At 56.6% G+C, this 3,194-nt stretch carries 1 rRNA gene; it reads left to right on the forward strand.

What is annotated here, in order from left to right:
* Positions 1–51: 51 nt before the first annotated feature.
* A 23S ribosomal RNA gene (locus ACIRNI_RS31895) occupies positions 52–3,173 on the forward strand.
* The last annotated feature ends 21 nt before the right edge of the window (positions 3,174–3,194 follow it).

Below are 3,194 nucleotides of genomic sequence, written 5' to 3' on the forward strand. Positions count from 1 at the left end.
ATGGGTGGCTGGTCGTTGCTTGAGAACTGCACAGTGGACGCGAGCATCTGTGGCCAAGTTTTTAAGGGCGCACGGTGGATGCCTTGGCACCAGGAACCGATGAAGGACGTGGGAGGCCACGATAGTCCCCGGGGAGCCGTCAACCAGGCTTTGATCCGGGGGTTTCCGAATGGGGAAACCCGGCAGTCGTCATGGGCTGTCACCCATGCCTGAACACATAGGGCATGTGGAGGGAACGAGGGGAAGTGAAACATCTCAGTACCCTCAGGAAGAGAAAACAACCGTGATTCCGGGAGTAGTGGCGAGCGAAACCGGATGAGGCCAAACCGTATGCGTGTGATACCCGGCAGGGGTTGCGCATGCGGGGTTGTGGGATCTCTTTGTCACAGTCTGCCGGCTGTGAGACGAGTCAGAAACCGTTGATGTAGGCGAAGGACATGCGAAAGGTCCGGCGTAGAGGGTAAGACCCCCGTAGCTGAAACATCAACGGCTCGTTTAAGAGACACCCAAGTAGCACGGGGCCCGAGAAATCCCGTGTGAATCTGGCGGGACCACCCGCTAAGCCTAAATATTCCCTGGTGACCGATAGCGGATAGTACCGTGAGGGAATGGTGAAAAGTACCGCGGGAGCGGAGTGAAATAGTACCTGAAACCGTGTGCCTACAAGCCGTGGGAGCGTCGGGATGGAGCTTGCTCCATCCTCGTGACTGCGTGCCTTTTGAAGAATGAGCCTGCGAGTTAGCGGTGTGTAGCGAGGTTAACCCGTGTGGGGAAGCCGTAGCGAAAGCGAGTCCGAATAGGGCGATTGAGTTGCACGCTCTAGACCCGAAGCGGAGTGATCTAGCCATGGGCAGGTTGAAGCGGAGGTAAGACTTCGTGGAGGACCGAACCCACCAGGGTTGAAAACCTGGGGGATGACCTGTGGTTAGGGGTGAAAGGCCAATCAAACTCCGTGATAGCTGGTTCTCCCCGAAATGCATTTAGGTGCAGCGTCGTGTGTTTCTTGCCGGAGGTAGAGCACTGGATAGGCGATGGGCCCTACCGGGTTACTGACCTTAGCCAAACTCCGAATGCCGGTAAGTGAGAGCGCGGCAGTGAGACTGTGGGGGATAAGCTCCATGGTCGAGAGGGAAACAGCCCAGAGCATCGACTAAGGCCCCTAAGCGTACGCTAAGTGGGAAAGGATGTGGAGTCGCAGAGACAACCAGGAGGTTGGCTTAGAAGCAGCCACCCTTGAAAGAGTGCGTAATAGCTCACTGGTCAAGTGATTCCGCGCCGACAATGTAGCGGGGCTCAAGCGTACCGCCGAAGTCGTGTCATTCATACACATATCCCCAACGGGAGTATGGATGGGTAGGGGAGCGTCGTGTGCCGGGTGAAGCAGCCGCGGAAGCGAGTTGTGGACGGTTCACGAGTGAGAATGCAGGCATGAGTAGCGATACACACGTGAGAAACGTGTGCGCCGATTGACTAAGGGTTCCTGGGTCAAGCTGATCTGCCCAGGGTAAGTCGGGACCTAAGGCGAGGCCGACAGGCGTAGTCGATGGACAACCGGTTGATATTCCGGTACCCGCTTTGAAACGCCCAGTATCGAACCAGGCGATGCTAAGTCCGTGAAGCCGTTCCGGACCCTTCGGGGAAAGGAAAGTGGTGGAGCCGACGGACCAGACCTGTAGTAGGTAAGCGATGGGGTGACGCAGGAAGGTAGTCCAGCCCGGGCGGTGGTTGTCCCGGGGTAAGGGTGTAGGCCGTGTGATAGGCAAATCCGTCACACATTGAGGCTGAGACCTGATGCCGAGCCGATTGTGGTGAAGTGGATGATCCTATGCTGTCGAGAAAAGCCTCTAGCGAGTTTCATGGCGGCCCGTACCCTAAACCGACTCAGGTGGTCAGGTAGAGAATACCGAGGCGTTCGGGTGAACTATGGTTAAGGAACTCGGCAAAATGCCCCCGTAACTTCGGGAGAAGGGGGGCCATCACTGGTGAGAGCACTTGCTGCTCGAGCTGGGGGTGGCCGCAGAGACCAGCGAGAAGCGACTGTTTACTAAAAACACAGGTCCGTGCGAAGCCGTAAGGCGATGTATACGGACTGACGCCTGCCCGGTGCTGGAACGTTAAGGGGACCGGTTAGCCGACTTTCGGGTCGGCGAAGCTGAGAACTTAAGCGCCAGTAAACGGCGGTGGTAACTATAACCATCCTAAGGTAGCGAAATTCCTTGTCGGGTAAGTTCCGACCTGCACGAATGGCGTAACGACTTCTCGACTGTCTCAACCATAGGCCCGGTGAAATTGCACTACGAGTAAAGATGCTCGTTTCGCGCAGCAGGACGGAAAGACCCCGGGACCTTTACTACAGTTTGATATTGGTGTTCGGTTCGGCTTGTGTAGGATAGGTGGGAGACTGTGAAGCTTGGACGCCAGTTCAGGTGGAGTCGTCGTTGAAATACCACTCTGGTCGTGCTGGATGTCTAACCTGGGTCCGTGATCCGGATCAGGGACAGTGTCTGATGGGTAGTTTAACTGGGGCGGTTGCCTCCTAAAGAGTAACGGAGGCGCCCAAAGGTTCCCTCAGCCTGGTTGGCAATCAGGTGTTGAGTGTAAGTGCACAAGGGAGCTTGACTGTGAGACCGACGGGTCGAGCAGGGACGAAAGTCGGGACTAGTGATCCGGCGGTGGCTTGTGGAAGCGCCGTCGCTCAACGGATAAAAGGTACCCCGGGGATAACAGGCTGATCTTCCCCAAGAGTCCATATCGACGGGATGGTTTGGCACCTCGATGTCGGCTCGTCGCATCCTGGGGCTGGAGTCGGTCCCAAGGGTTGGGCTGTTCGCCCATTAAAGCGGTACGCGAGCTGGGTTTAGAACGTCGTGAGACAGTTCGGTCCCTATCCGCTGTGCGCGTAGGAATATTGAGAAGGGCTGTCCCTAGTACGAGAGGACCGGGACGGACGAACCTCTGGTGTGCCAGTTGTTCTGCCAAGGGCATGGCTGGTTGGCTACGTTCGGGAGGGATAACCGCTGAAAGCATCTAAGCGGGAAGCCTGCTTCGAGATGAGTATTCCCACCTCCTTGAGAGGGTAAGGCTCCCAGTAGACGACTGGGTTGATAGGCCGGATATGGAAGCCTAGTAATAGGTGGAGTTGACCGGTACTAATAGGCCGAGGGCTTGTCCTCAGTTGCTCGCGTCCACTGTGT

The sequence above is a fragment of the Streptomyces sp. NPDC093546 genome, from assembly GCF_044765045.1.
GTDB lineage: Bacteria > Actinomycetota > Actinomycetes > Streptomycetales > Streptomycetaceae > Streptomyces.